This is a genomic window from Dyella sp. EPa41 (assembly GCF_016586165.1).
In the GTDB taxonomy this organism is placed as follows: Bacteria; Pseudomonadota; Gammaproteobacteria; order Xanthomonadales; family Rhodanobacteraceae; genus Dyella.
On sequence record NZ_BCPR01000011.1, the window covers coordinates 20,687 to 42,191 of the forward strand.

A 21,505-nucleotide genomic window follows, 5' to 3' on the forward strand; every position below is an offset into this window, starting at 1 on the left:
CGATACCGCACGCAACGCGTGCAATTTCCGCTCCAAGTGACCTGCATCAATTGCTTGGCGCGTAGCGAATCCTAGAGTCCGCGTCGTCTTAAACCGACGCAACCAAAGAGGGATGCGCAGATGAGCGGTAACGAAACGAAGGACGACTATTCGGCGATCGATCCGAGCCGAAGGAAATTTCTTGGCACGACTGCGATGGCCGGTCTCGCCGGTACCGGCGCGGCCCTGGGTTTGACGGCATGCGGCGCCTCGCAGCCAGCGGGTGACAAGGCTGCCGCCGGTCTGGCGCCCGCCGCCGCACCTGCCGAGCACGGCGCTTACGATGTGCCGCCAGGCAAGCTGGACAGCTACTACATCATTTCGTCCGGCGGCCATTCCGGCGAAGTGCGCATCTACGGCTGCCCGTCCGGTCGCACGATCAAGCGCATTCCGGTGTTCAACATCGACCCGATGGTGGGCTGGGGCATCACCAACGAATCGCGCGCCATCATCGGCACGCGCCCGGGCGGCCAGCTCAAATACTGGACGGGCGATACGCACCACGTGCACGGCTCCTACAAGGACGGCACGTATGACGGCAAGCACTTCTGGGTCAACGACAAGTTGAACGCCCGCGTGGCGCGCATCCGCGGCGACACGTTCGAAGTGGACAAGATCACCGAGCTGCCGAACGTGCAGGGCCACCACGGCATTTTTCCCGACAAGCGCGACCCGGTGGATGCGTCGATCAATCACACCACGCGCATCTTTGCCGGCGCGGAATTCCACATTCCGCTTCCCAACGACGGTCGCGACGAAACCTCACCGGACAAGTACGGCTGCCTGTTCAGCTGCCTCGACGCGGAAAGCATGGACGTGCGCTGGCAGTGCCGCATCGACGGCAACATGGACCTGGTCGCCACCAGCTACGACGGCAAGCTCGCCGCGTCCAACCAGTACAACACCGAGAACGGCATCCACTACGAGGACATGATGTCGGCGGAGCAGGACGCCTGCGTGTTCTTCAACATCGCGCGCATCGAAGCGGCGGTGGCGGCGGGCAAGACCACCACCATCGGCGATTCCAAGGTGCCGGTGGTGGATGGCCGCAAGGAAGCCAATGCGGACCCCAAGACGGCATTGACGTGCTATGTGCCGATTCCGAAGAACCCGCACGGCGTCAACGCCAGCCCGGACGGCAAGTATTTCGTCTGCTCCGGCAAGCTGTCGCCGACCTGTTCGGTGATCGACCTGGCGCTGGTGAACAAGTGGTTCGACGGCGAGCTGGCCAAGCCGCGCGATGCCGTGATCGCCGAGCCCAACGTCGGCCTGGGGCCCTTGCACACCGGCTTCGACGGCCGCGGCAATGCGTATACGACGTTGTTCCTGGACAGCAAGATCGTGAAGTGGAGCGTCGACGCCGCCATCGCGCAATTCAAGGGCGATGCCAAGGCCAAGGTGATCCTCGATACCGTCGACGTGCATTACCAGCCGGGTCATGGCTACACCTCGATGGGCGAGACCAAGGAGCCGGACGGCAAGTTCTACAACTCGGGCAACAAGTTCTCTAAGGATCGCTTCCTGCCCGTGGGTCCGCTGCACGTGGAAACCGAACAGCTCATCGACATCTCCGGCGACAAGATGAAGCTGATCCACGACCACACGGCGTACCCGGAGCCGCATGACGCGATCATCGTGCGCGCCGACATCATCAAGACACGCCAGATCTACGACCTCAACGAGTTCCCCAATGCCGTCAAGAGCAAGGAGGAGAGCACGATCGAACGCAACGGCAACAAGGTGCACATCAGGCTGATGTCGCAGGCGCCGGCGTACTCGATGCGCGAGTTCAACGTGAAGAAGGGCGACATCGTCACCATCACGCTGACCAACCACGACAAGGTCGAGGACCTGACCCACGGCTTCGGTATCCCGAAGTACAACATCAACTTCATCGTCAATCCGCAGGAGACGAAGTCGGTGACGTTCGTGGCGGACAAGCCGGGCATCTTCTGGTGCTACTGCACGCACTTCTGCCATGCACTGCATCTGGAAATGCGTTCGCGACTGATCGTGGAAGGTTGAACCTGCACCATCCGAGGGGCGGCGCCACGACGTCGCCCCTCCCGTCTTTCAGGCGGCGCGTCTTGCCGCCTCCGGGAGCAGCCATGACATCCCGCCCGCCCAGGCCGGCGATTCGCGCGGGCATCGTTCTCGCGACGTTCGTCCTGCTTGCCGGCCTGTTCCTTTGGCTACGCCCCTTGCAGCCGGTGCAGGGCGAGTTCCTGGTGTTCGGCACGCGCGCGCGCATCGAGTTGCTGGCGGCCAATCGCGACGATGCGGACGCGGCGCTGCAGGACATCGGGCGTCTCTTCATCCATGACCACCACACCTGGCACCCGTGGGAACCGAGCGAACTGACCCGGCTCAACGCTGCCTTGGCGCATGGCCAGTCCTATCGCGTACCGGCGGACGTTGCCGACCTGATTCGCCGTGCGCAGACCGGCTTTGCCCAGACCGACGGATTGTTCAACGCCGCGGCCGGGCGCCTGATCGGCGCATGGGGGTTCCATACCAGCCGCTATCCCGTGCAGACGGCCGCGCCCTCCGACGTTGAGGTGAAAACCCTGCTCGACCAACGGCCGGGCATGGACGATGTCCACATCGCGGCCGATGGCACCATCAGCGCCGGCAATCCGGCCGTGTCGCTGGATATCAATGGGCTCTCCGAGGGCTACGCCTCCGCCCAGGTCAAGCAGTTGCTCGCCAGGCATGGCATCGACCATGCCCTGATCTACCTCGGCGGCTTCGTCATGGCGGTCGGGCGCCACGAGGGCCAGGCCTGGCGCGTCGGCGTGAGCGCGCCGGCGGGCGTACTGGGGAGCATCGACCTGGACGGCGGCGAATCGCTGGCGTCCTCCGGCGACTATCAACGCCATCGCGCCTCGTCGGCCGACCTCGGCCATATCGTCGATACGCGCACCGGCTGGCCGCAGCGGGCGAGCGCGGCGACCAGCGTGCTCAGCGACGACCCGGTGTATGCGGACATCGCCGCCACGGCGCTCATGGTGGCTGGCCCGGCCGGGTTCCAGCACATGGCCGACCACATGCACCTCGACTGCGCCCTGCTGCTGGGGCATGACGGCAAGCTCTACATCACGCCCGGCATGCGGGCACGCCTGCATACGACCTTCCCGGCCGGAGACATCCGGGTCGTGCCACGCCCGACCCGGAGCTGCACATCGGACGGACCGGCAGGCGGGAAGGCCGTGGTCGTTCCCGTCGGCGTGTAGCGGCCAGCTGTCCGCCGAACCGGCGTTTCTCCCAACGCGTCACGTTCCGGCAGTCCGGCCGGCTACGCCGCCCGGCCTCCCCCATCCAGCCGATGGCGGCGCCGAGGGGAGAGCCCCTACACTGGCCTCATTCCGGGGGGAAATTCACAAGGTCAGCCATGGATGTCGAACAGCAGGGTCGACGTCAGCCGCTTGCATTTGATCGGGACGCCCGCCCCGACAATGCCCAGTGGTCGCCGCGCGCGCGCCGCTTGATCGAAGAAACCCATGCACTGTGCGTCAGCTGGCTCGAAGCGCCGCTGCGGGCATGCCTGTTCGACATCGAGCAACGCCTTTATTCGCGCGCCGAGCGCTCGCGCAACAACATGGAGCAGCAGCGGTGCCTGTTCAGCCGCCAACTGCTGCAGCAGCAGCGCCCCTCGCTGGAGCGCCGCTTCCTGGAAGGAGTGCGCAGGCATTTCAGCCGGCTGGGCGCGCCCGGCGGCTCGACGCAGGAGCAGGAACCCGCCCACCGCCCCCTTGAGCTGCTCGACCAGGCGGAGCACGAGCAGCACGTTGCCGTGCAGACCCTGGTTGCGCGTGGCGAAGCCCGCCATGGCCCGCCCTTGTTCGAACTCGGCTACCGCTTTGCCGTGCTGGTGAGCCAGCCCCCACTGGAAGGCGAGCTTCTGCCGCTGGGTCCCCAGGCGCTGGCGTCGGCGTTTCGCGAGGGCGGAGAGACCTTGCAGGATTTCCCCTCGGAGCATCACGTACTGATGCTGCAGAGCTTCGACACGGCCGTGGTCAGCGCGTTGGGGTCGCTGTACGACACGGTCAACGAGCACCTGCGCGCCGACGGCATCCTGCCCCAGCTGCGCGCCTTCCCCACCACGCCACGCACGCAGCCCGAACGGCAGCCGCGCGCCAACCCGGCAGACCATGCGCCAGGCAACGCCGCGCGCCAAGCGCCCGCGCCGGCAGCGGGCGCATCGCCCCATCCGGCTTCCGGTCGCAGCGACAGCATCGCGGTGCTGGACAACCTGCGCGAAATGCTGGCCCAGCATCGCGCCGGCCAGGGTGCACTGAGCTACCACCCGAGCGGTCGGCCCGCCACGCCGGAGGAACTGCAACTCGCCCTCGATGCGTTGCAGCTGCACGTGTCCGACGTGGCCGACCAGGCGCGACGCGAACTTCGCAGCGCGCATGCCCTACGCGAAGAACTGCTCACCCAGCTCAACACCGGCAAGCCGGCCGGGGCGCACCAGACCCACCTCTCCGACGAACAGGGCGACACGGTGGAACTGGTCGCCATGCTGTTCGAGCAGCTGGGCCACCAGTTGCAGCACGACGGCAGTGCGCATTCGCTGCTCGGCGACCTGCAGCTGCCGTTGCTGCGCATGGCGGTCGCCGACAAGGGTTTCTTCAACCAGCACGAGCACCCCGCGCGCAAGTTGCTGGGGATGGTTACCGAAGCGGCCAACGACTGGCTCGATGTGCCCGATGGCGATGTGGATCGCTCGCTGGCCGCCAAACTCAACCAACTGGTGGACCGCGCACGGCGCGAGCCGCCGAGCACCGGCCTCTATACCAGCCTGCTGGCCGACATCGAACACCACCTGGGCCTGCTCAACCGCAAGGCGCAGATCGCCGAGCGCCGCCAGGTGGAAGCGATGCAGGGCCGCGAGCGGCTGGAGCAGGCGCGCCGGCGCGCGGCCGACCTGATGACCGAACGCTTCGAGCGCTGCAATCCTCGCGGCCTGCTGCGCACGCTGCTGGAGCGCGCATGGTCCGACGTGCTGGCCTTGACCCTGCTGCGCCATGGCGAGGACAGCGAAGCGTTCGCTCTGCGCCTGCGCATCACCGACCAGCTGCTCGGCCAGCAGCCGGTGGCCGACCAGGGCCTGCTGCAATCGGAGGTGGAGTCGGGCCTGCAGCAGATCGGCATGCATGCCGAGGAAGCCGTGCAGGTCGCGCAACGCCTGCTGGGCATTTCCGCCACCACGCCGACCGCCAACCACGCCAACGACAACACCGCCACGACGACGGAACTCGCGCTCAAGCTCAAGCAGCACCAGCGACTGGGTGAACACGTCGCGCCGGAAACGCCCGTTGCCGCACCGACGCCTCCGCCCGTGCCTGCTTCACCCGAATCGCCCGAGCGCCGCATTTACCAGCGCCTGCGCCAGCTGCCATTCGGCACCTGGTTTGAATTCATCGATCCCAACAGCGGTCGCGTTACCCAGCGCAAGCTCGCCTGGTATTCGCCGGTGTCTGGCAACGGCCTGTTCGTGACGCGCCGCGGCCTGCGCGACGAGGAAGTGTCCTTGCAGCATCTGGCCCATGAAATGGCCTGCGGGCGCGTACGCGAGATGGCCCACGTACGAGACAACCTGCTCGATCGCGCGTGGCAGGCGCTGACCAGCCACCTGCGACAGGTCACCCGCCCGATGGCGACGCCGCCACGGCAGGGGGCGTAACCGGCATGAGCGAAAACATCGCCTCCATCGACCAGCGTCGCGCGCAACGCAAGCGCGCCAACTTCACCGCCATCGTCACCGACGTGATCAGTGGCCAGCCGATCGGCCACCTCGGCAATCTCTCCGCCAACGGCATGCTGCTGATCAGCGCCCACCCGCCACGCAGCGAAGCGATCTACCAGGTCAGCCTCTCGTTGCCCGGCCTGGGCAGCACACCGCAGAGCATCGAAGTCGGCATCCAGGAGCAATGGCACGAAGCCGCCGCCAGCCCCGGACAGATCTGGGCCGGCTACCGCATCGTGGCCATCGATGAATCCGATGCCGCGTTGCTGGACGCGTGGCTGGAGCAGCCGGACCGGTCGTGAGATTGGGGTTTCTTTCTGCCGCTACGCAACGCGCCAAAATGGTGGGGACTTAAAGAGGGTTGGCGCGCGTTCTGGCGCTTTCGCAAGATTGACCCTCACCCCAACCCTCTCCCCGGAGGGGAGAGGGAGAAAAAAAGCGGCGGTGCGGCGCGATTAGATCCCCTCACGGCTCAACCACGTTGCCTTAAGTCCTCTTCGTTAGGACGCGTTGCGGTGTAGCCGCGCCGTTCGAGGTAGTTACGGGTGTATCCGGCTGGCCTCGGTCGTCCGACGCTCCTATCCCGCATATCGCTATGAGCCTTGGCTCTGAAGGCCATTTTCTTTGGGTTACTTTTCTTTTGGGCCAGCAAAAGAAAAGTGACTCGAGCGCCGGCAGGGGATCGAAACGCCCGCCGCGTAGGCGGCAACCTGGCGGTAGCGGGGCGACCGAAGGCAGCACCCGCGCTCTAACAAAAAGCGACAAACGTGCAGACCGGCGCGAAAGGCTGTCGCGCACTGGGTGCGCTCCTACAGGGGTGGGGGCGGCAACCGGAGTGACCAGCGGCATGCCGTGGCCACCTGCAAAGGCGCGCCGCATCGCGCCGCGACTGGCACCCACGCCACCCAGGCGCCATCATGTACCACCCTGTCCTTGCGCAGCCGCACTCCACCGCAGCCGCCACACGGAGCTCCCATGCAAGACCGCCTCGCCTCGCTCTATCCCCAGCACCTCGCCACGCTGTGCGAACGCGCCGACAAGGCGCTCGCGCTCGGCGGGTTCGATCACCTGGTGATCGCCGCCAGCCTGCCGCTGCGCAAATTCCTGGACGACCAGGACTACCCCTTCGTCGCCAATCCGCACTTTCGCCACTGGCTCCCGCTCACCGACACGCCGGGCAGCTGGGTCGTCTATACGCCCGGCAACAAGCCCAAGCTGATCTTCCTGCAGCCCAAGGATTACTGGCACGTGGTGCCGGCGGCGCCCAGCGGTTACTGGGTCGAGCATTTCGACATCGACATCGTGCGCAATGCCACCGATGCCGTGGCGCTGTTGCCGGGCGCGAACCAGCGTCGCGCCATCCTGGGCCCCGAGTGCCCCGCCGTACCCGGCGCTGAAGCGAACAACCCGCAGGCGGTGGTCGACTACCTGCATTGGCACCGCTCGTACAAGACGCCTTACGAACGGGAGCTGATGCGCGAAGCCAGCCGCATCGGCACACGCGCGCACCGCGCGGCCGAGCGTGCGTTCCGCGCCGGCGAAAGCGAGTTCGGCATCCAGATGGCCTACCTCGCCGCGGCCCGGCAGATGGAAGCAGAGCTGCCCTACGCCAATATCGTCGGCCTCAACGAACACGGCGCCGTGCTGCACTACACCCATTTCGATCGCCAGGCGCCGGCGCAGAGCCGCTCTTTCCTGATCGATGCCGGCGCAAGCGCGGCGGGCTACGCCAGCGACATCACGCGCACGTATGCCGCACACGGGCACAGCGAGTTTCAGGCGCTGATCGACAGCGTCGACGCCGCGCAACAGGGCTTTGCCGCCAAGGTGCGCGCGGGGCAGAGCTATCCGGAGCTGCACATCCATGCGCATCACGTGCTGGCGGAGGTGCTTCGCGAACACGGCGTGATCCGCATGAGCGCGGAAAGCGCGGTGGCGTCGGGTGTCACTTCGGCGTTCTTCCCGCACGGCCTGGGCCATCCCATCGGCCTGCAGGTGCATGACGTGGCCGGGTTCCAGCAGAACGAGCGCGGCGGCACCATCGCGCGTCCGCAAGGCCACCCGTACCTGCGCATGACGCGCGCGTTGGAGCCTGGCATGGTGGTTACCATCGAGCCCGGGCTGTATTTCATCGACATGCTGCTGGACGAACTGCGCGCCAAGCCGCTGGCCGGCGAGATCGACTGGAAGAAGGTCGACTTCTTCCGGCCGTACGGCGGCATCCGCATCGAGGACGACGTGGCCTGCACCGACGGCGCGCCGGAAAACCTCACCCGCGACGCCTTCGCGTTGGCCTGAGGCTCCCCTGGCGGCGGCGCCCAGGGCCGCCGCCCGGCCTGCCCCCCATGCGCAGCGTCGCCGCTGCGCATTTTTCATGTCTGCGTCCTTCCGCCGCTGCGGCAACCCTCCGCACGACAGCTTCACACGGGTTGCGTATGCTCGCCCCGACACAGCAAGGGGCTGTTTGCATGTCCATGTGGCACATCAACCCGAACCGCGTCGAGTTGCCGCGGCGCCCGCTGCGCCGCCTGGGGCGCGAGCTGGTCCTGCTGGTACTCGCCAAGATCGCGTTGCTCACCCTCATCTGGTGGGTGGCGATGGCCTCGTACGAACGTCCCGATACCCGACCCGCCGCCATCGAGCACCTGCTCGCGCCGGCATCCGCATCATCCACTTCGCCAACGGACAACCCATGATCATCGATCCCGAGGTCGTCACGCTCTCTCGCATGCAGTTCGCGCTGACTGCGCTCTATCACTTCCTGTTCGTGCCGCTCACGCTTGGCCTCGTGTGGATCCTCGCCATCATGGAGAGCGTCTACGTCATGACCGGGCGCGAGGTCTGGAAGCGCATGGTGCAGTTCTGGGGCGTGCTGTTCGGCATCAATTTCGCCATGGGCGTCGCCACCGGCGTCACCATGGAGTTCCAGTTCGGCATGAACTGGGCGTATTACGCGCACTACGTGGGCGACGTGTTCGGCACGCCGCTGGCGATCGAAGGCCTGATGGCGTTCTTCCTCGAGGCCACGCTGGTCGGCCTGTTCTTCATGGGCTGGGATCGCGTCTCGCGCGTGGCGCACCTGCTGGTGACCTGGTTCCTCGCGCTGGCCACCAGCCTCTCCGCGCTGTGGATCCTGATCGCGAACGGCTGGATGCAGAACCCGGTCGGTTCGGCGTTCAACGCCGACACCATGCGCATGGAAGTCACCTCGTTTGCCGAGGTGATGTTCAACCCGGTCGCGCAGGCCAAGTTCGTGCACACGGTGAGTGCGGGCTACGTGCTCGGCTCGATGTTCGTGCTGTCGATCAGTGCGTGGTACCTGCTGCACAACCGCAATGTGGACTTCGCCAAGCGCTCGATGACGGTGGCCGCGAGTTTCGGCCTGGCCGCCGCGCTTTCGGTGGTGGTGCTGGGCGACGAATCCGGTTACGCGGTGTCGGAAAACCAGAAGATGAAGATGGCCGCCATCGAGGCCATGTGGGAGACCGAGCCGGCGCCGGCGTCGTTCACGCTGTTCGGCATTCCCGACGTGGAGAACCGCACCACGCATTACGCCCTGCGCATCCCCTGGGTGATGGGCCTGATCGGCACGCGCTCGATCGACAAGCCGATCCCGGGCATCGCGAACCTGGTGGAAGACACCAAGGGGCGCATCCACAACGGCATCCTGGCCTATGACGCCATGCTGGTGCTGCGCGAGGACAGGAACAACGCGCAGGCCAAGGCCATCCTTGCCGCGCACGACAGGGACATGGGCTACGCGCTGCTGCTCAAGCGTTTCATGGACGATCCGCGCCATGCCACGCCGGCGGACATCCAGAAGGCCGCCGACAGCACGATCCCGAACGTGCCGGTGCTGTTCTGGTCGTTCCGCATCATGGTGGCGTGCGGCTTCTACTTCATCGCGCTGTTCGCGGTCATGTTCTGGCAGGCGAGCAAGCGCCAGCTCGACAAGCGCCGGTGGCTGTTGAAGCTTGCGTTCTGGAGCCTGCCGTTGCCGTGGCTTGCCGCCGAACTGGGCTGGATCGTGGCCGAATATGGTCGCCAGCCCTGGGCGATCGAGGGCGTGCTGCCCACGGCGCTGGGCGTGTCCAGCGTGACCACGGGCCAGGTGTGGACGTCGCTGGGCGGCTTCGTGTTGTTCTACAGCGCGCTGGCGATCGTCGACGCGGCGCTGATGCTCAAGTACGCGAGGAAGGGACCGGAAGGCCTGGGATTGTGGCCTGCCGCCGCGCCTGAACCGCCCGTCGCCACCGTCGCCGCGCACGCGGGCGTCTGAAGGAGCACGCCATGTTCGATTACGAAACCTTGCGGGTGATCTGGTGGGCGCTGCTCGGCACGCTGCTGATCGGCTTCGCCGTCATGGACGGCTTCGACTTCGGCATTGCCGCCCTGTTGCGGGTGCTGGCACGCACCGACGATGAACGCCTGGTGCTGCTGGAGACCATCGAGCCCACCTGGGAGGGCAACCAGGTGTGGTTCGTCCTCGGTGGTGGCGCGGCGTTCGCCGCCTGGCCGCAGCTTTACGCCGTCTCGTTCTCAGGCATGTACCTGGCGATCTTCGTCGTGCTGCTCGCCTTCATCATGCGGCCGGTGGGCTTCAACTTTCGCGGCAAGGTCCACGACGCGCGCTGGCGCAACCTGTGGGACTGGGTGCTCGCGGCATCGGGCGTCGTGGTGATGCTGGTGTCGGGCGTGGCCTTCGGCAACCTCTTCCTCGGCGTGCCGTTCCAGTTCGACGACAACCTGCGCATGACCTGGCAGGGCGGCTTCTTCGACCTGCTGCATCCGTTCGCCCTGGTCGCCGGCCTCGTCTCGCTCACCATGCTGCTGACGCATGGCGCCTGCTGGGCCGCGTACAAGGCCGACCACGTCGTCGCCGATCGCGCGGTGCGCATCGCACGCTGGACCACGCTCGCCTACGTGGTGTTCTACGTGCTCGCCGGCATCTGGCTGGCCTACGGCGTGGCGGGCTACGCCATCGTTGGCCCCGCGGTGACCGATGGCGTGTCCAATCCGTTGCACAAGGAAGTCGTCCACGGCAGCAGCTGGTTCGCCAGCTATATGCGTTATCCGTGGTTCTGGGTGGCGCCGGTGCTTGGCGTAGCGGGTGCCCTGGGCGTGCAGGTGAGCGTCGGCAAGAAGCAGCTCGGCTGCTTCATCGCGAGCACTGTGATGGTCGCCGGCACGATCCTTTCCGCCGGTTTTGCCCTGTTTCCCTTCCTGCTGCCGTCCAGCCTCGACCCGCGCTCCAGCCTCACCGTGTGGGACGCCTCCTCCAGCAAGGGCACGTTGGGGCTGATGCTGGCGATGACGCTGATCTTCCTGCCGCTGGTCATCATCTACACCAGCTGGGTATACCGCGTGCTGCGCGGCCGCGTCACGCTGGAACACGTGCGCCAGTCCGGCCACACCTACTGAGAGAGGAACGCAGCCATGTGGTATTTCTCCTGGATCCTCGGCCTCGGCCTGGCCTGCGCGTTCGGCATCCTCAACGCGATGTGGTACGAGGTGCACGCGACCGATGAAGCGCACGAGCGCAAGGAGCCGCGCGATCGTTGAAGCAAACTCCCTGTAGGAGCGCACCCAGTGCGCGATAAGCCAACGGAGCGGTGAAGCCGTCAGGTCGCGGTCGCGCACTGGGTGCGCTCCTACAAGGGAAACGATCTCAACGAGAGGCCAGCACGGCCTCGATCTCCTCGGCATCCTTGGGCACGCCACTGGTCAACACGTCATGGCCATCGCGGGTGACCGCCACGTCGTCCTCGATGCGGATGCCGATGCCGCGCCAACGCTCCGCCACGCTGAAATCGCCCGGCGGCACGTAGATGCCCGGCTCCACCGTCACCACCATGCCGGGTTCGAGCATGCGCGGCTCGCCATCCACGCGGTAGTCGCCCACGTCGTGCACGTCCAGGCCCAGCCAGTGACCGGTCTTTGCCGGGAAGAAACGCTTGTAGCTGCCTTCGGCGATCGCATCATCCGCGCTGCCCTGGATCAGGCCCAGCGCGCACAGGCCTTCGGCAATCACCCGCACCGCCGCCTCATGCGCGGCGCTGAACGCGCGCCCGGGCATCACCTCGTCGATGGCCGCCAGCTGCGCGGCATGCACCACTTCGTACAGCGCGCGCTGCTCCCTGCTGTAGCGACCGCTGACCGGGAACGTGCGCGTGATGTCGGACGCATAGCAGTCCATTTCCGCGCCCGCATCGACCAGCAGCAGGTCGCCGTCGCGCAGCACGGCGCGATTGGCGGTGTAGTGCATCACGCAGGCGTTGTGTCCGCCGGCCACGATCGGCGGGAACGCCGGCACCGCGCCGCGACTGCGCATCACGCGCAGGATCTCCGCTTCCACTTCGTATTCGTGGCGCCCGGCCACGGCCGCCTGCATGGCGGCCAGGTGCGCTTCGGCCGCGATGGATGCGGACGTCTTCATCAGCTTCAGCTCACCACGCGACTTGTACAGGCGCAGGTCGTGCAGCAGGTGCCCGAGCGCGACGAATTCCTTGGGCACCACGCCGCCACCGCGCAACTGGCGCAGGCGGCGCATCCAGCCAAGCAGGCGTGCATCGAACTCGGGTTCGCTGCCGAAATGGCAGTAGACGCGCGCCCGGCCTTCGATCATGCCGGGCAGGATGTCGTCGATGTCGTCGATCGGGAACGCATCGTCCATGGCGTGTTCGCTCACGGCGCGATCGGTACCGATCGTCTCGCCGTGCCAGCGCTCGTGTTCCTCGTCGCGCTCGCGGCAGAACAGCACGGCCTCGCCATGCTTGCGTCCCGGCAACAGGGCCAGCACGGCTTCCGGCTCGGGAAAGCCCGAGAGGTAGTGCAGGTCCGAATCCTGGCGGTAGGGCCAGTTCGCGTCCGCATTGCGCACGCGCTCCGGCGCGGCCGCGATGAGCAGCACGGCGTCCTCGCCGGCCATGCGCATCAGCTGGCGGCGGCGACGCGCGTATTCCTCGGGCGAAATGCTCAATGCAGGGTGTCGTTCTGGCTGGCGGGGCGCTTTGCGCATTCGGCGAACAACAGCATGGCGCCCATGCGCACGAATTCATGCACCTCAATCAGTGCATCCTCGTCCTCGCCCTCGTCACCGAAGTCGAACGAGGAAGCGGCGATGGTGCCCAGGTCACGAAGGATCTCCTGCGCCTCCTCGGACAGCTTGCCGTGGGTTTCGGCGCCGGCGAGGCCGAAGCCGCCGAGGAAACCGCGGCACCAATCCACCAGCGCCTCGGCCCGCTCGGGTAGCGGGCGATCGTCGGCGGGCAGCAAGGGTTCGAAGCCAAGCTCGGGGTCGGCCAGTTCGGCCTCGCTCTGGCTGACGAGGCGCTCGAGCAGGGCCTGGTCGCGGCCGGCCGGCGTCACTTCCGTGTCCATATGGAGCGCCTCGATCAGCGACTGCTTGCCGACACGGGCGCCGCCCGACAGGAATCCGCACAGGGAACCGTGCAGTTCGCTGGCGGGGACGGCCAGCTTGAGATGGACCACGGTGTCGTCCAGTTCGTCGTAGCCAATGAGCTCATCGGGGGCCATGGCCATACTCCATTCAGGGCAAGCGGCCAGTTTAATGCACCACCCCCGGAACGTGGCGGAGCCTGCTGTTTTGTCCGGACGGCCTGCTATAGTTCCGGGCCATGAGCGCGCCCGAATCCGTCAAGCCAGATCCCGTCAAGCGAGAGCTAGCTGCCCTCGGCGAACAGGTCGATCGCCTGCTCGACACCGTGCGTCGTCTCAACGAGGAAAACCGCAGCCTGCGACACAGCCAGGAACAACTGGCGAGTGAGCGCGCGGGCCTGATGGCGCGCAACGAACAGGCGCGCAGCCGCGTCGAGGCGATGATCCAGCGACTGAAGGCGCTCGAAAACAATGGCTGAAAGCAGCGTGAGCAACACCGCCAGCGAACCGGTCGCCCTGCGGCTGGTCGATCGCGAATTCCTCATCGCCTGCGCGCCGGAAGAACGCGAGGGCCTGCTGGAATCGGCCGCCTACCTCGACCGCAAGATGCGCGAATTGCGTGCCAACGCCAAGGCTCCCGGCTTCGACCGGCTGGCCGTGCTGGCCGCGATCAGCGTCACGCACGAATTCCTTGCCCTGCGCAAGCAGCACGGCGGATCCGACCAGGGCGTGGCCGATGGCCTGGCCGCATTGCGACAGAAGCTTGAAGCGGCACTGGACGCCCACATAAAATAGCCACGGCGTTTTCTGCGGTGTGCGCCAGCACACTCTTACATTTGCCTTGTTCCTAAATACGGCCCCGGGTCGGCTTTTCATCGGTCGTTGTGCATGTCCGCCGCGTGCGGAAAGCCTTGAGACCATGTCGCCCTCCCACCTGATCCATCGTGGATCAAGGTCGTTCGGTGGGCAGCGGCATCGCGGTTAACGCCACCTCATTCCCCTCGCATGGCGCCCATGGCGCCGTGCGTTCAGGGCGCCGTCCGCGGGCCCGCACTGGCAGGAGACGCGAACGTGGACGCCAACGCCCAGCGACGCGAACTACGCCGGCAACTGGCCGAACAACGCCGCGCACTGACGCCGCCGCAGCGCATCGCCGCTGCGCAGGGCCTGCGCCGTAGCCTGGAGCAGTTGCCTGAATACCTCACCGACGCCCGCGTGGCCGGCTATTGGGCCTGCGACGGCGAATTGCCTCTGAACCTCGTGATACCGCCGCTGGCCGCGCGCGGCCAGCAGTTCCTGCTGCCGGTGATCGGCTCCGGCCGCCAGCTGCGCTTTGCCCCCTGGCAGTCCGGCGAGGACGTCCAGCCCAACCGGCACGGCATTCCTGAACCGGTATCGCCCCGTGAACTGCTGGAGCCGTTCCAGCTGGACCTGGTGCTGGTTCCCTTGCTGGCCTTCGACCGTCGCGGCCACCGCCTGGGCACGGGCGGTGGCTATTACGACCGCGCCTTCGCCTTCCTCAACGAGCAGGTCCGCCCGACCGAGCCGCTGCTGGTCGGCGTTGCCTATGCGTTCCAGGAGCTGCCGGACATCGACGAAGAACCCTGGGACGTGCCGCTGGATTTCATCGCCACCGACCACGAACTGATCGACTGCCACGCCACCGGCGAGGATGGAGAAGCCCACGCATGACCAAGCGCGCCACCCATTACTGGTTGATGAAGTCGGAGCCGGACGCGTTCTCCATCGACGACCTCAAGCGCAAGGGCCAGGAGGCCTGGGACGGCGTGCGCAACTACCAGGCGCGCAATTTCATGCGCGACGGCATGCGCATCGGCGACAAGGTGTTCTTCTATCACTCCAATTGCGACGAACCCGGCATCGTGGGCGTCGCCGAAGTGGCTACCGACGCTTACCCGGACCCCTCCCAGTTCGATCCCAAGAGCAAGTACTTCGATGCCTCCGCGTCGCGCGACAACCCGCGCTGGATGCTGGTGGAGGTGAAGTTCGTGAAGAAGCTCAAGCGCACCATCACGCTGAAGGAACTTCAGGCGGATCCGGCGCTGGTCGAGATGCCGCTGGTGCGCAAGGGCAACCGCCTGTCGGTGATGCCCGTGGGCGCCGCCGAATGGCGGCACGTCCTGGCGATGGAATAACGCTTACTCCCTTATCGGAACCAGCCCCATGAGCACCAACGAAAAACGCCAGGCCGGCGAAGCCGCCATCCGCTACGTGGAGGACGGCGCCATCATCGGCGTCGGTACCGGTTCCACCGTCGCCTACTTCATCGACGCGCTGGCCGATCTGAAGGATCGCATCCAGGGCGCGGTCTCCAGCTCGGAGCAATCCACCGCGCATCTCAAGCGCGTGGGCATTCCGGTGCTCGACCTCAACGCCACCGGCAAGCTCACGCTCTATGTGGACGGCGCCGACGAGTGCGACTCGCACAAGCGCCTGATCAAGGGCGGCGGCGCGGCGCTCACGCGCGAGAAGATCATCGCCGAAGCCAGCGACCAGTTCGTCTGCATCATCGATTCCAGCAAGCTGGTGAACCTGCTCGGCAAGTTTCCGCTGCCGATCGAGGTGATCCCGATGGCGCGCAGCCTGGTGGGACGCGAGATCGTCAAGCGCGGTGGCAACCCGGTGTGGCGCGATGGCGTGGTGACCGACAACGGCAACTGGGTCATCGACGTGCACGGCTGGCAGATCGCCGATCCGGTGGGCCTCGAAAACGATCTCAACCAGATCCCCGGCATCGTGACGGTGGGCCTGTTCGCTCGCCGCCCGGCCAACGTGGTGCTGGTGGGCGACAAGGTGCTTTAAGCGCCGGCGTACCGGCACGGCGCCGCCGTCACTGCACGTCGTTGCCGTGCTCGAGCGACTCGTAGCTTACGCCCAGGCTGATCCGTGGCGGCGCCTCGCCCTTGTGCAGCGCCTTCACGTGATCGATCAGCGCCTTGTCGGACAACGTCATGCGATCGAGCATGCGCAGGTGCTGCAACCAGCTTTCGACCAGCAGCACTTCACGCCAGATTTCCTCGTCGCGCACGTCGCGAAACATTCCCCAGTAGCGCCCGCCGTTGCGCAGCCGCAGGCGTCGCAGCGCGTCGGCGGTCGCCATGAACTCGGCGGTGCGCTCAAGGGGGATGATGTATTCGATGGACATCACCACGTCGCCGCGTTCGTGGTCGAACGTCAGCTGCGGCGGTGTCGTCTTGCCTCGCGTGGCCAGGCGAAGACCGCCGGCGTCGGGCTGCGGAAACTGCGAGTGATAGAGCAGGAAGGTGGATATGGCCATCACGATCGCCGCCGTGAGGATCGCACCTGGCACGCTCATGGTTTCGGCAAGGTGTCCCCACAGGAAGGAACCGATCGCCAGGCCGGCATACAGCGCCGTCTGGTAGAGCGCGAGCGCACGGCCCTTCACCCAATCGGGCACCAGGATCTGCACATTGGCGTTGTATTCGGTGAGCGCCGCGATCCAGCACGCGCCTGCCACGCACAGGGCCGGCATCAGCATGGGCAAGGACTGTGCGTAAGCCAGCGGCACCAGCATCACCGCCAGCGTGCCGGCCGCCGCGCTGATCAACCGGCTGGTGCCCAGCCATCGCCGAAGTGAAGGCACCAGCACGCTGCCGAGGATCGCACCGACACCCAGCATGCCGAGCATGTATCCATACAGGGCCGCGCTGCCATCGGGAAAGTCGCGCGCCACCAGCGGCAGCAACGCCCAGATCACGCTGGCGGTAAAGCCGAACATGAAGGAACGAAGCATGGCCAGGCGCGTCACCGTGGAATTCCAGGTGAACCGCAAGGCCGCCACCATGCCTTCGCGGATGCCTTCCGGCGGCAGGCTGCGCGCGGGCGTCTCCCGGCGCCAATACCACAGCGCGGCGAGCAGGCCCACGTAGCTCAGCGTATTGACCAGGAACACCCAGCTAGGCGCCAGCACGCTGAGCATCAGGCCGCCCAACGCGGGGCCGAGCGCCCGCGCGGCGTTGTAGTTGACGCCATTGAGCAGCACGGCCGAACTCACCATCGGGCGCGGCACCTGCTCGCTCACGGCCGATTGCCACGCCGGCACGGTGATGGCGCTGCCCAACGAAATCCACAGCACGGCCAGGATCAGCACCAGCGGATCGAGATAGCCCAGGAAGGCCAGCGCGGTCAGGAAGATCGCGCCCGCCATTTCCACCACCTGCCCCACCAGCATGATGATGCGCTTGTCGTAGTTGTCCGCCAGTACGCCGGTGGCGATCGACAGCAGCACCAGCGGCGCGGCTGACGCCACCTGCACCATCGCGACCATGATGGGGCCGGCATGCGCGGCGGTGATCACCCAGGCCACTGCCACCGACTGGGCCCAGGTGCCAAGATTGCCGACCAGGTTGGCCGTCCAGATACGCCGGAACGCCGCGACGCCGAGCGGCGCCAGGATGCCGGATTCGCGCGGTGCCGGCTCCGCATGCAGCCGGGCATCCACTTGCGGCGTGGTCGATTGCAGCATGCTGGCGACTGGCTGGCCCGTGGGTCGGCCAAGATTCGGTGTTCACCCGTCCTCGGTGCGTGAACGCGTAGATCCCCTGCCCCGGCCCATCTTGTGACGTAGCACACACCGGTTTAGGCTGCCCCCGGGGAGCCAGGAACCGTGCCTTGGATCACCGGCCGCGCGCCGTACGCGCGGTCGGCGCCGATCGATGGCACCTCGCCCCATGACATCGGGTCTGCCCGCGCATGCACGGGTGGATTGATCAACCGCGAAGAGGAAAGGGATATGTCCGACGGCGAGAAAATATGGGTGGCACAGAACGGCGAGCGCAGCGGACCGTTTCCCGAGGGCGACGTTCGCCAGTGGCTGACGGAGGGCCGCTACGACGCACAGACGCTGGCCTGGCGCAAGGGCATGGCGGAATGGGCGCCGCTGTTCTCGCTGTTTTCCGAACGCCCCGCGGCCGCCACGCCGCCATCGCCCCCACCGGCTGCCGTGTTCGAAGCGATGGATCGTCCAGGGTTCACCCACGTGCTGGATGAGCCCACCTCCGCCTATCGTCCGCCCGCCGAGGCACCGGACGCGGACCTGCCGCCAGCACCTTCCATGCATTGGGGGCTGGTGCTGCTGCTGGGCATCGTCACCATGGGCATCTTCACCCTGGTCTGGCCTTTCATCCAGGCCAACTGGGTGCGCAAGATCGACAGCGAGAGCAAGGCGACGCTCTGGCTGGGTATCGGCGTCGGTTGCCTGGTGGTCGGTGAAGGGATGTCGGTCGGCAACCCGGGGTCGGCCCTCGGCGGCCTGCTTGTCCTGGCCTACGTCGTGCTCTTCATCGTGGCCTACTTCGCGATGGCCGGTTCGATCCGTCGCAAGCTCGCGGACCATGGCCTGCCCGTGGAGATCGGCGGCGTCACGCTGTTCTTCTTCAATACCCTCTACCTGCAGGGCCAACTCCGCTGGATCTCGCGCTGGCAGCAAACCGGCACGAGCCATCCCAAGGCGCCCAAGGGCGTATTCTGGTTGCTGTGGTTGCCGATCGTCCTGCTGGCGATACTCGCGGCCATCGCCATTCCTTCCTACCAGAATTACGTACATCGCGTGCAGGCGATGCAGCAGCCAAGCGAATAAGCCGGCCACCGCGTAACGACGAAGCCCGCCGCGATGGCGGGCTTCTCTTTTGCGGCCGCGCGGCTACCGCTTTCGCCGCATGCCGCGGCCCAATGGGAGCGCTTTACGCCGCGGATGATGGGCCGACACGCGGCCATCGCCATGCCTGCCATGCGATCAGCAGCGACAGCATGGCCTCGATCACGCCGAGGAACTGGTAGAACAGCCATGCACCCGGCATCGAGACCAGGATGATGACGGCGTAGGCCACGCCCAGCACGACGTTGACCCATCGACTCAGCACCGCCGACAGCGCCAGCGTAAGAAAAACCATCAGGCTCGGAACCGCCATGAGGGCGGCCGTGCCCAGGAGGACACCCTGCGTGGTCGGGCCCAGCGGCCCCATCTGCCCGTTCAACATGTCCCGCAGGTTGCCGGGCTGGTAGAGCCCGAAATAGTCGCCGTAGATGTAGCAGAACATCAGGCTGGCCCAGAGCGCGGACAGCTTCAGCCTGATGGGTATCTTGATGTCTTCGAGCGAAGGGGATGAGGCCATGGCGATTCCACGCGTCGGGTCAAAGGGGACGGACCGGCGGCACAGGCAGCCCGGTCACGCGACGAATGCCTGCGAGCAACAACCACAGGCAGCTTCCGATCTCGCCGATGGCCGCAGGCAAGGTCATGTAGTTGGACATGGCCATGTCGCCATAGCCAGGCAAGACGATGCTGCACACCACGTCGACGACATACCCGGCGCAACCGATCATCAGGAATACTCCGAGGACCCGCGGCAACAGCCCGGAACGCATGACCAGGAAGCCGAAGGGAAACAGCCACAGCCCCCAGAACAGGCTCGTGACCAGCAGCCCGTGGCTGTATGCGTCGAACGACGAGCGCGCCAGCGCCAGCAGCTCACCGGAAGCATGCGTTGCATCACTGCGCTCGAGCAGCGAGAGCAGGTTCAACCGCTCTACCACCGTCATCAAGGCAAGCGGCACGCTGGCAACCACCAGCAGCACCATGACCGCCGCCACGACCTGATCGACCGCGCGCAAGAGGCGGTAGAGCGCGAAGGCGAGAAAGAGGAACGCCACCTGCTCCACCAGGAAGCTCGCCACGCCGTATCGGAGCAGCATTTCGGACGCGGCCATGCGTTCGAGCGTCGCCTGCGGATCGCCGTGGACAACGAGCCGCGAGGGCACGTAGGCCAGGCTGAAGAAGCCCGTGAGCACCACGATCAGATAGAGCAAGCCGGCCACACGGGCCAGCCGTGATTCCGCATTCATTGAACGCTTCCTTGTAGCCCGGTCAGCCAGCGGCCGGCCCGCGGAAACACACCCGCTGCCGGTGTGGAAGTGCAGCCTGCAACGACACGTTATGACGCCCTGCGTTTCGGCAGCTTGTGCCATTTGGCATGGCGGTGGGCTTGGCGCCATGTCGACGATCCAACCAACAACAAAAGGCCCGCCATGAAGGCGGGTGTACAAGGGACTCAGTCGCGTGGCGCCCAGGATGGTTCGCCCCATCCATGGGGCTCACTCCTCCGCGCTGCGCGCTCCGGGGCCAGCGCTGCGCGCTGTCCAAATTCGTTCCAGACGAATTTGTCGAACGAGGCTCGTCTCCCGACCCTCCCAGCCAAAAACAAAAGGCCCGCCATCGAGGCGGACTTGTGTACAAGGGACTCAGTCGTGTGGCGCCTAGGATGGTTCGCCCCATCCATGGGGCTCACCCCTCCGCGCTGCGCGCTCCGGGGCCAGCGCTGCGCGCTGTCCAAATTCGTTCCAGACGAATTTGTCGAACGAGGCTCGTCTCCCGACCCTCCCAGCCAAAAACAAAAGGCCCGCCATCGAGGCGGGCCTTTTGTTTTTTGGCTGGGAGACTTACCCACCCTGTAACAGGGCCTAAGCCATTGACCGATAAGTCCCTGATGCGCGAGGCAACTCGGTGGGTTTGACCTCCGAAGTTGACCGAGGGTGGGAACGCTATCAGGGCGCCAGTCTGCAGCCAAGAGCCACGCCGCCCATGGCTTCCAATAAGTAAGGGAGCGGTGCCTGGATTTGAACCAGGACCTGTCACGTTTTAGGATGAACTTGCCCGTTCACTCCCAGACCGCCTCCGCGGCGACCATTGCGTGACCGCTCTATCCATTGAGCTACACCGCTTTTTTCATTTCACAACTTTTAGCTGAGGCTTCCGGCGTTTTGCGCGTTCGGTTGCCTCGGCCATACGCCGCTTCTTTTCCTCAATGCGTTCCAAGGCGAAGGGGGTGGCGGCTTCAATCAAGCCAGCAAACGAATACTGGTTGGTGGTGGTGCCACCTTTCTTTGTGCTGCGCCGTGTTCGGGTGATGAACCCTGCTCCACTAAGTTTGGTAATCCGACGCTGGATAGTGCGAGGGTGCACGCCAATCGCAGCAGCAATCGTGGCTTTCGAAGGATGGGGCGCATTGCCTGCTTTCCACCAGTAGCCAGCCAAATGAAGAATGATATTGATGTCCAGCGGATCCAGCCCTAGGGCGTTCTGCCGTTCAAAAATGACCGACGGGATCGCCGTCCAGCCAGCATCTGTCAGCGGCTTCGACCACTTTTTCTCGACCTCAGAAATGTCTTCTGCGTTTTGCTCTTTGGTGTCTGCCATGGTCGCGTCGTCGTGATGCTTGTTCGTTGGATCAATGGTGATCCTGGTCTCCATCGCAAAACAATACTTTTGCCCCTACC

At 65.8% G+C, this 21,505-nt stretch carries 21 protein-coding genes, 1 tRNA gene and 1 other RNA gene; 16 read left to right on the top strand and 7 right to left on the bottom strand.

Annotation, left to right across the window (positions count from 1 at the left end):
- The first annotated feature begins 120 nt into the window (after positions 1 to 120).
- The 9 genes from nosZ to cydX all read left to right on the top strand — a co-directional run bounded on the left by nosZ (position 121) and on the right by cydX (position 11,353).
- Positions 121 to 2,064 carry a TAT-dependent nitrous-oxide reductase gene (gene nosZ / locus JMF82_RS05670; protein WP_201313565.1) on the top strand — a complete coding sequence of 648 codons (1,944 nt, stop codon included), beginning with the start codon at positions 121 to 123 and terminating at the stop codon, positions 2,062 to 2,064.
- 83 nt (positions 2,065 to 2,147) lie between these two features.
- The gene (locus tag JMF82_RS05675) at positions 2,148 to 3,272 is read left to right on the top strand and encodes an FAD:protein FMN transferase (protein ID WP_201313566.1); all 1,125 of its coding nucleotides are present in this window, start codon (positions 2,148 to 2,150) and stop codon (positions 3,270 to 3,272) included.
- 158 nt (positions 3,273 to 3,430) lie between these two features.
- Positions 3,431 to 5,728 (top strand): DUF1631 family protein, encoded by a 2,298-nt coding sequence (locus JMF82_RS05680; RefSeq protein WP_201313567.1) that lies wholly within the window; start codon positions 3,431 to 3,433, stop codon positions 5,726 to 5,728.
- A gap of 5 nt (positions 5,729 to 5,733) precedes the next feature.
- Positions 5,734 to 6,093 (top strand): PilZ domain-containing protein, encoded by a 360-nt coding sequence (locus JMF82_RS05685; protein WP_201313568.1) that lies wholly within the window; start codon positions 5,734 to 5,736, stop codon positions 6,091 to 6,093.
- A 673-nt stretch (positions 6,094 to 6,766) separates the two neighbouring features.
- A complete protein-coding gene (gene pepQ, locus JMF82_RS05690) occupies positions 6,767 to 8,089 on the top strand; it encodes a Xaa-Pro dipeptidase (protein ID WP_201313569.1) in 1,323 nt (440 codons plus the stop codon).
- A 170-nt stretch (positions 8,090 to 8,259) separates the two neighbouring features.
- Positions 8,260 to 8,487: a cytochrome oxidase putative small subunit CydP gene (gene cydP / locus JMF82_RS05695; RefSeq protein WP_201313570.1), complete on the top strand. Its 228-nt coding sequence runs from the start codon at positions 8,260 to 8,262 to the stop codon at positions 8,485 to 8,487.
- Entirely contained in the window at positions 8,487 to 10,070 is a 1,584-nt protein-coding gene (locus JMF82_RS05700) for a cytochrome ubiquinol oxidase subunit I (protein ID WP_236585317.1), read from the top strand. Before cydP ends, JMF82_RS05700 begins: the two co-directional genes overlap by 1 nt.
- Before the next feature lie 11 nt (positions 10,071 to 10,081).
- Positions 10,082 to 11,212 (top strand): cytochrome d ubiquinol oxidase subunit II, encoded by a 1,131-nt coding sequence (gene cydB, locus JMF82_RS05705; protein ID WP_201313572.1) that lies wholly within the window; start codon positions 10,082 to 10,084, stop codon positions 11,210 to 11,212.
- A gap of 15 nt (positions 11,213 to 11,227) precedes the next feature.
- Positions 11,228 to 11,353, top strand: a complete 126-nt coding sequence (gene cydX / locus JMF82_RS05710; RefSeq protein ID WP_201313573.1) for a cytochrome bd-I oxidase subunit CydX — start codon at positions 11,228 to 11,230, stop codon at positions 11,351 to 11,353.
- Between the two features lie 106 nt (positions 11,354 to 11,459).
- On the opposite strand, the gene JMF82_RS05715 is transcribed toward cydX, so the two are convergent.
- Both JMF82_RS05715 and JMF82_RS05720 read right to left on the bottom strand, forming a co-directional pair.
- Positions 11,460 to 12,809 (bottom strand): aminopeptidase P N-terminal domain-containing protein, encoded by a 1,350-nt coding sequence (locus JMF82_RS05715; protein WP_201313574.1) that lies wholly within the window; start codon positions 12,807 to 12,809, stop codon positions 11,460 to 11,462.
- Positions 12,767 to 13,327: a UPF0149 family protein gene (locus JMF82_RS05720; protein ID WP_201313575.1), complete on the bottom strand. Its 561-nt coding sequence runs from the start codon at positions 13,325 to 13,327 to the stop codon at positions 12,767 to 12,769. The genes JMF82_RS05715 and JMF82_RS05720 overlap by 43 nt, the downstream gene beginning before the upstream one ends.
- Before the next feature lie 101 nt (positions 13,328 to 13,428).
- On the opposite strand from JMF82_RS05720, the gene JMF82_RS05725 reads away from it, so the two are divergent.
- From JMF82_RS05725 to rpiA, 6 genes are all read left to right on the top strand, one after another.
- Positions 13,429 to 13,668 carry a TIGR02449 family protein gene (locus JMF82_RS05725; protein ID WP_130619803.1) on the top strand — a complete coding sequence of 80 codons (240 nt, stop codon included), beginning with the start codon at positions 13,429 to 13,431 and terminating at the stop codon, positions 13,666 to 13,668.
- Positions 13,661 to 13,984, top strand: coding sequence for a cell division protein ZapA (locus tag JMF82_RS05730; RefSeq protein ID WP_111980891.1), 324 nt, complete (start codon positions 13,661 to 13,663; stop codon positions 13,982 to 13,984). Before JMF82_RS05725 ends, JMF82_RS05730 begins: the two co-directional genes overlap by 8 nt.
- A gap of 6 nt (positions 13,985 to 13,990) precedes the next feature.
- A non-coding RNA gene (gene ssrS, locus JMF82_RS05735) (6S RNA) lies at positions 13,991 to 14,177 on the top strand.
- An 83-nt stretch (positions 14,178 to 14,260) separates the two neighbouring features.
- Positions 14,261 to 14,881 (top strand): 5-formyltetrahydrofolate cyclo-ligase, encoded by a 621-nt coding sequence (locus JMF82_RS05740; protein ID WP_201313576.1) that lies wholly within the window; start codon positions 14,261 to 14,263, stop codon positions 14,879 to 14,881.
- The gene (locus JMF82_RS05745) at positions 14,878 to 15,345 is read left to right on the top strand and encodes an EVE domain-containing protein (protein WP_201313577.1); all 468 of its coding nucleotides are present in this window, start codon (positions 14,878 to 14,880) and stop codon (positions 15,343 to 15,345) included. The genes JMF82_RS05740 and JMF82_RS05745 overlap by 4 nt, the downstream gene beginning before the upstream one ends.
- A gap of 28 nt (positions 15,346 to 15,373) precedes the next feature.
- Complete coding sequence (rpiA, locus tag JMF82_RS05750) at positions 15,374 to 16,012, top strand: ribose-5-phosphate isomerase RpiA (RefSeq protein WP_201313578.1); 639 nt, start codon at positions 15,374 to 15,376, stop codon at positions 16,010 to 16,012.
- A gap of 28 nt (positions 16,013 to 16,040) precedes the next feature.
- Here the strand turns inward: rpiA and JMF82_RS05755 are convergent, their stop codons facing one another.
- The gene (locus JMF82_RS05755; RefSeq protein ID WP_201313579.1) at positions 16,041 to 17,696 is read right to left on the bottom strand and encodes an MFS transporter; all 1,656 of its coding nucleotides are present in this window, start codon (positions 17,694 to 17,696) and stop codon (positions 16,041 to 16,043) included.
- A 267-nt stretch (positions 17,697 to 17,963) separates the two neighbouring features.
- Between JMF82_RS05755 and JMF82_RS05760 the strand changes: the two genes are divergently transcribed.
- Entirely contained in the window at positions 17,964 to 18,809 is an 846-nt protein-coding gene (locus JMF82_RS05760; RefSeq protein WP_201313580.1) for a DUF4339 domain-containing protein, read from the top strand.
- A 103-nt stretch (positions 18,810 to 18,912) separates the two neighbouring features.
- Here the strand turns inward: JMF82_RS05760 and JMF82_RS05765 are convergent, their stop codons facing one another.
- The 4 genes from JMF82_RS05765 to JMF82_RS05780 all read right to left on the bottom strand — a co-directional run bounded on the left by JMF82_RS05765 (position 18,913) and on the right by JMF82_RS05780 (position 21,425).
- On the bottom strand, positions 18,913 to 19,344 hold the full coding sequence (locus JMF82_RS05765; RefSeq protein WP_201313581.1) for a DUF6326 family protein: 432 nt from the start codon (positions 19,342 to 19,344) through the stop codon (positions 18,913 to 18,915).
- Between the two features lie 19 nt (positions 19,345 to 19,363).
- On the bottom strand, positions 19,364 to 20,047 hold the full coding sequence (locus JMF82_RS05770; RefSeq protein ID WP_236585311.1) for a DUF4386 domain-containing protein: 684 nt from the start codon (positions 20,045 to 20,047) through the stop codon (positions 19,364 to 19,366).
- A gap of 783 nt (positions 20,048 to 20,830) precedes the next feature.
- Positions 20,831 to 20,950: transfer RNA gene (locus JMF82_RS05775), tRNA-OTHER, on the bottom strand.
- 4 nt (positions 20,951 to 20,954) lie between these two features.
- Positions 20,955 to 21,425: a helix-turn-helix domain-containing protein gene (locus tag JMF82_RS05780; protein ID WP_201313582.1), complete on the bottom strand. Its 471-nt coding sequence runs from the start codon at positions 21,423 to 21,425 to the stop codon at positions 20,955 to 20,957.
- Positions 21,426 to 21,505: the final 80 nt, after the last annotated feature.

What these genes read in the sequence shown, in the direction of transcription:
- JMF82_RS05680 (WP_201313567.1), top strand. Translation starts at nt 3,431, where the DNA reads ATGGATGTCGAACAGCAGGGTCGACGTCAGCCGCTTGCATTTGATCGG.
- JMF82_RS05685 (WP_201313568.1), top strand. Translation starts at nt 5,734, where the DNA reads ATGAGCGAAAACATCGCCTCCATCGACCAGCGTCGCGCGCAACGCAAG.
- JMF82_RS05760 (WP_201313580.1), top strand. Translation starts at nt 17,964, where the DNA reads ATGTCCGACGGCGAGAAAATATGGGTGGCACAGAACGGCGAGCGCAGC.
- JMF82_RS05745 (WP_201313577.1), top strand. Translation starts at nt 14,878, where the DNA reads ATGACCAAGCGCGCCACCCATTACTGGTTGATGAAGTCGGAGCCGGAC.
- JMF82_RS05780 (WP_201313582.1), bottom strand. Translation starts at nt 21,425, where the DNA reads ATGGCAGACACCAAAGAGCAAAACGCAGAAGACATTTCTGAGGTCGAG.
- pepQ (WP_201313569.1), top strand. Translation starts at nt 6,767, where the DNA reads ATGCAAGACCGCCTCGCCTCGCTCTATCCCCAGCACCTCGCCACGCTG.
- JMF82_RS05765 (WP_201313581.1), bottom strand. Translation starts at nt 19,344, where the DNA reads ATGGCCTCATCCCCTTCGCTCGAAGACATCAAGATACCCATCAGGCTG.
- rpiA (WP_201313578.1), top strand. Translation starts at nt 15,374, where the DNA reads ATGAGCACCAACGAAAAACGCCAGGCCGGCGAAGCCGCCATCCGCTAC.
- cydX (WP_201313573.1), top strand. Translation starts at nt 11,228, where the DNA reads ATGTGGTATTTCTCCTGGATCCTCGGCCTCGGCCTGGCCTGCGCGTTC.
- nosZ (WP_201313565.1), top strand. Translation starts at nt 121, where the DNA reads ATGAGCGGTAACGAAACGAAGGACGACTATTCGGCGATCGATCCGAGC.
- JMF82_RS05720 (WP_201313575.1), bottom strand. Translation starts at nt 13,327, where the DNA reads ATGGCCCCCGATGAGCTCATTGGCTACGACGAACTGGACGACACCGTG.
- JMF82_RS05675 (WP_201313566.1), top strand. Translation starts at nt 2,148, where the DNA reads ATGACATCCCGCCCGCCCAGGCCGGCGATTCGCGCGGGCATCGTTCTC.
- JMF82_RS05755 (WP_201313579.1), bottom strand. Translation starts at nt 17,696, where the DNA reads ATGCTGCAATCGACCACGCCGCAAGTGGATGCCCGGCTGCATGCGGAG.
- cydP (WP_201313570.1), top strand. Translation starts at nt 8,260, where the DNA reads ATGTCCATGTGGCACATCAACCCGAACCGCGTCGAGTTGCCGCGGCGC.
- JMF82_RS05730 (WP_111980891.1), top strand. Translation starts at nt 13,661, where the DNA reads ATGGCTGAAAGCAGCGTGAGCAACACCGCCAGCGAACCGGTCGCCCTG.
- cydB (WP_201313572.1), top strand. Translation starts at nt 10,082, where the DNA reads ATGTTCGATTACGAAACCTTGCGGGTGATCTGGTGGGCGCTGCTCGGC.
- JMF82_RS05725 (WP_130619803.1), top strand. Translation starts at nt 13,429, where the DNA reads ATGAGCGCGCCCGAATCCGTCAAGCCAGATCCCGTCAAGCGAGAGCTA.
- JMF82_RS05715 (WP_201313574.1), bottom strand. Translation starts at nt 12,809, where the DNA reads ATGCGCAAAGCGCCCCGCCAGCCAGAACGACACCCTGCATTGAGCATT.